This is a genomic window from Peribacillus sp. (assembly GCF_059453735.1).
In genome coordinates this window covers 1-4019 of sequence record NZ_JAZVJO010000268.1, presented here as the reverse complement: position 1 = coordinate 4019, position 4019 = coordinate 1, and the positions used below count along the sequence as shown (strand labels likewise).

The 4019-nt window shown below is 39.7% G+C and carries 3 protein-coding genes; 2 read left to right on the top strand and 1 reads right to left on the bottom strand.

Translation table 11 applies throughout. The features are described 5' to 3' along the window. Positions 1-102 precede the first annotated feature (102 nt). Positions 103-576 carry a YtxH domain-containing protein gene (locus tag AC52RT_RS08480; RefSeq protein ID WP_495540338.1) on the bottom strand — a complete coding sequence of 158 codons (474 nt, stop codon included), beginning with the start codon at positions 574-576 and terminating at the stop codon, positions 103-105. A gap of 311 nt (positions 577-887) precedes the next feature. On the opposite strand from AC52RT_RS08480, the gene AC52RT_RS08475 reads away from it, so the two are divergent. Beyond that, complete coding sequence (locus AC52RT_RS08475) at positions 888-1034, top strand: hypothetical protein (protein ID WP_495540337.1); 147 nt, start codon at positions 888-890, stop codon at positions 1032-1034. Further along, a partial coding sequence (locus AC52RT_RS08470; protein ID WP_495540336.1) for an MMPL family transporter occupies positions 1031-4019 on the top strand: 2989 nt, incomplete at its 3' end. The genes AC52RT_RS08475 and AC52RT_RS08470, both read left to right, overlap by 4 nt.

Here is a 4019-nt window from a genome sequence, read left to right as displayed (position 1 = left end):
CCTTCTTCAAAATTATAATAGTTGAAAAATAATTAACATCCATGAATTGAAGAGAAAGGTACCTTTCTCTTCAATTCATGGATGTTAATTATTTTTCAACTATTATAATTTTGAAGAAGGTTCGTAGGTGCTTGTTTTTGAGTCATTTGTTTGTGCAGTTTCAGTTAATTGTGTTCCAGCTTCAGCTACTTTACTGGTAAGTCCTTTGAGTTCTCCTGTTACTTCTTTTGCGCTTGATAGAGCTTCTGTAGATATTTCTTTTACTTCGTTCACTTTACCAAAGATATTCTCGTTGACTGTAGCATATAAATCTTGAGCATCACTAATTGCTTCTTTCAAAGTTTCTGAAGCTGATTTAAAGCGTTCAATCATTTGGTCTTTTAGTTCAGTTGGGTTTTCTTTAACTTGTGTGAACATATCGACTGACGAATCTTTCAAATCCACTGCTGTTTCAGTGACTTTTTTACGAGTAGTTGAATCAAGAAGCGCCAAAGCACCGCCTACAATACCTCCGATAATAATCCCTTTTAATAGCTTACTGCTGCTTTCGTTATCTGTAGTCATTTGTTTTGACATAATCAATTCCTCCTCAATAGATTTACTTTATATATTGTTTCTGCCCGTTTTCTCCACTTTTCAAACGTCAATTTGAAAAACAACAAAAAGAAAATACACCTAAATTTGACAGTAAATATTTACCATATTATAGTTTGTTATGTTAATAGTTAACGAGGTTGACTAAATGAGAGGTGTGAATAGGTGAGAACAAAGATCAAGTTACTCAATTAATTCACCGCTATACAAAGGTGTCTTTTATTGTAAATAGGATGGCTGAATCGCTGATTAAGGATCAATTGTCAGACGCTTTGGCAAATGGTTAATTTTATATGCTTAGGTACATACAGAAGCAGGAAACGTGTACATCTTCCAATCTTGCTGAAGCTTTTCTTGTTAATAAAAGTACCATCACCTATGAAAAACTCTCAACGATACTAGTGGATCTGAAGAAAAATCAACAGGAGGAATTAGAATGAGGGGAATCGTAAAAGGAAAATGGGTCATTTTATTTGCTTGGATTGTCATTGTCGCTGGATTACTGCTTACGGCTCCAGGGATGGCTGATTTAGTCCGTGAAAAGGGGAACCTTGATGTTCCTGAGGGCTATTCCTCTTCTCTAGCTGCTGATTTGCTGAATGACATTCGAAAAGAAGGAGATTCTTCAGCCGCGCTTGTCTTCACAAGCGAAAAGAAATTATCTGATACTGATCTGTCAGAAATAGAGCAGGGAATACAATCACTTGAAAAGGATCAAATCAAGTTAGGAATTGCGGGGATTGCCACTCATTTTAATGAGCCTGCCTTAAAAGATCAGCTGGTTTCAGAAGACGGAAAAACCGTATTGGTTTCCCTGACAATGAATATAAAAGATCGTGAACCTAAGCAAGTATTAGCAGCTCTATATGACAGAATTGAAGACAATAAAGTGGAACATTACTTTACAGGTGATTGGATCATTTCTGAAGATTTGAACACAAACTCGCAGGAGGGGTTGAAGAAGACAGAGGGGATTACGGTTGTCTTTATTCTTGTCGTGCTCCTGCTGGTATTCCGCTCAGTTGTTACGCCAATTATTCCACTGATTACAGTCGGCTTCAGCTACTTGGCTTCTCAGTCGGTGGTAGCTTTCTTAGTCGATCGTTTTGATTTTCCGATTTCCTCTTATACGCAAATTTTCTTAGTTGCTGTGTTATTTGGAATTGGGACGGATTATTGTATCTTACTTTTAAGTCGTTATAAGGAAGAATTATCAAAGCAGGAATCGATTTTAGAGGCAATTGTAGAAACCTATCGTACTGGCGGAAAAACGGTATTCTATAGCGGTCTAGCTGTCATGATCGGGTTCGCAGCGATTGGTTTTTCCACATTTAAACTGTATCAATCGGCGGCAGCCGTAGCAATTGGTGTTGCATTTCTCTTATTAGCGCTTTATACAGTGGTCCCGTTCTTTATGGCAGTGTTCGGCATGAAACTGTTTTGGCCGTCCAAAGGAAAACTTGAACATAAAGAGAGTCGTTTCTGGGGATTTCTTGGGACATTTGCCCTAAATCGACCGGTCATTGCCTTGACGTTTGTCGCAATCATCTGTGTTCCTTTTTTGTTGACTTATGATGGAGAGGTTTCTTATAACTCTCTGGAAGAAGCTGGAGATGATGTTCCATCCATTAAGGCTTTCAATATCATTGCAGAAAGTTTCGGACCGGGTCAATCGATGCCCACTCAAATTGTCATTGATAATGATGAACAAATGAATTCTGAAGAATATATAGGCCTGGCTGAAAAAATCAGTGAGTCCTTGGGTAAAGTTGATGGTGTAGATACTGTACGTTCAGTAACCAGGCCAACAGGTGAGCCAATCAAGGAATTATTTGTTCCAAATCAAGCCGCAACGCTTGGGGAAGGCATCGGCAAAGGAAATGAAGGAATTGAAGAAATCAGCAATGGACTTAAGACAGCAGGAAGTGAACTATCGAAATCGAGTCCGCAGCTTAAGCAAGCAACGGATGGAATTGACAGCCTGATAAAGGGCACTGACGAGTTGAAAGGCGGCGTCGGTCAGGTTCAAACAGGTTTAGGGAAAATCGAGCAGGGAATACGTGACGGCTCAATGGGATCTAAAGAAATTAATAAAGGCCTTAAGGAAATAAATATGAATCTCCGTGAGTTGGCTGCAGGAACAACTCAATTAGCAAAGGGGTACCGTGAAGCAGCTTCAGGATTAGGGACGATTAGAAAAGAATACGATGGGATTCAGAGCAATCTAACCACGATGGGTAAGTCACTCAGCAAGTTAGATTCAGCTTTTAAGGGACTCGAAAACAGTAATCCGAATCTGTTAACTGATGGTAACTACCAAACGATTAAACAAACTGTTCAAGGGGTTGAATCCGGATTGGTTCCGGTAGCAGCTGGAATGAAGGAGTTGAACAAAAACCTGGCTGTTATCCAAGGAGGGCTTGGTACAGCCAATAAAAACTTAGCAGCTATTGCAAGCGGTCAACCGAAATTGGCTGATGGGATTGAAAAGTTGATTACCGGCGTTAGTGAATTGCAAACAGGTTTAAATGCAGCAGCTAATGGTCAAAATCAGATTATCGGTAACCTATCTTCGTTCGAAGGAGGGCTCGATAGCATTAATAATGGACAGCAGAAGCTTTTATCTGGTTTTTCCGGTCTTGATGGTCAAATGAATGAACTATCAAATGGTTTGACGAAAAGCTCTAAAGGGCTTGATCAGGTACATGATGGTTTGAATTCAACCGAAAGCTATTTATCTGGTCTTGCAGCGGTTGAAGATAGTATAGCGGGGGTTCATATTCCAAAAGAACTTTTAGAAAGTGATGATTTTTCACAGGTTTTGGACACCTATCTGCCTGGAGATCATAAAATCATGACGCTCGATGTGATTTTTAAGAACAATCCGTATTCAAATGATGCGATTAATAAAATTGATGAACTCGAAGCCGTGATTAAACAAGCAACATTGGATACAAAGCTTGAACATGCCGAAGTAGCAATAGGCGGGACAACGAGTACTTATCATGACCTTGGGAATCTATCGGACGCTGATTTTTCCCGTACAGTCCTTTTAATGCTGTCAGGTATTGCAATTATTTTGTTCCTGATGCTGCGCTCATTGGTCATGCCGATTTACTTGATTTTATCATTAATTTTGACATACTATACAGCTGCCTCTATCACAGAGTTAATATATGTTGATCTACTCGGTTATGATGGAATCGGCTGGGCAGTACCATTTTTTGCTTTCGTCATTCTTATCGCGTTAGGAATTGATTACAGCATCTTCCTAATGGATCGCCTTAATGAATTTAAAGAACAGCCAGTAAGAGAAGCCATGCTGCTCGCTATGAGGAAGATGGGAACAGTCATTATCTCAGCAGCGATTATCCTTGGCGGAACGTTCGCTGCGATGATGCCTGCAGGCGTGCTATCATTACTGC

Excerpts from the sequence above, each read along its gene's own strand:
- AC52RT_RS08480 (WP_495540338.1), bottom strand. The coding sequence starts at position 576 with ATGTCAAAACAAATGACTACAGATAACGAAAGCAGCAGTAAGCTATTA.
- AC52RT_RS08475 (WP_495540337.1), top strand. The coding sequence starts at position 888 with ATGCTTAGGTACATACAGAAGCAGGAAACGTGTACATCTTCCAATCTT.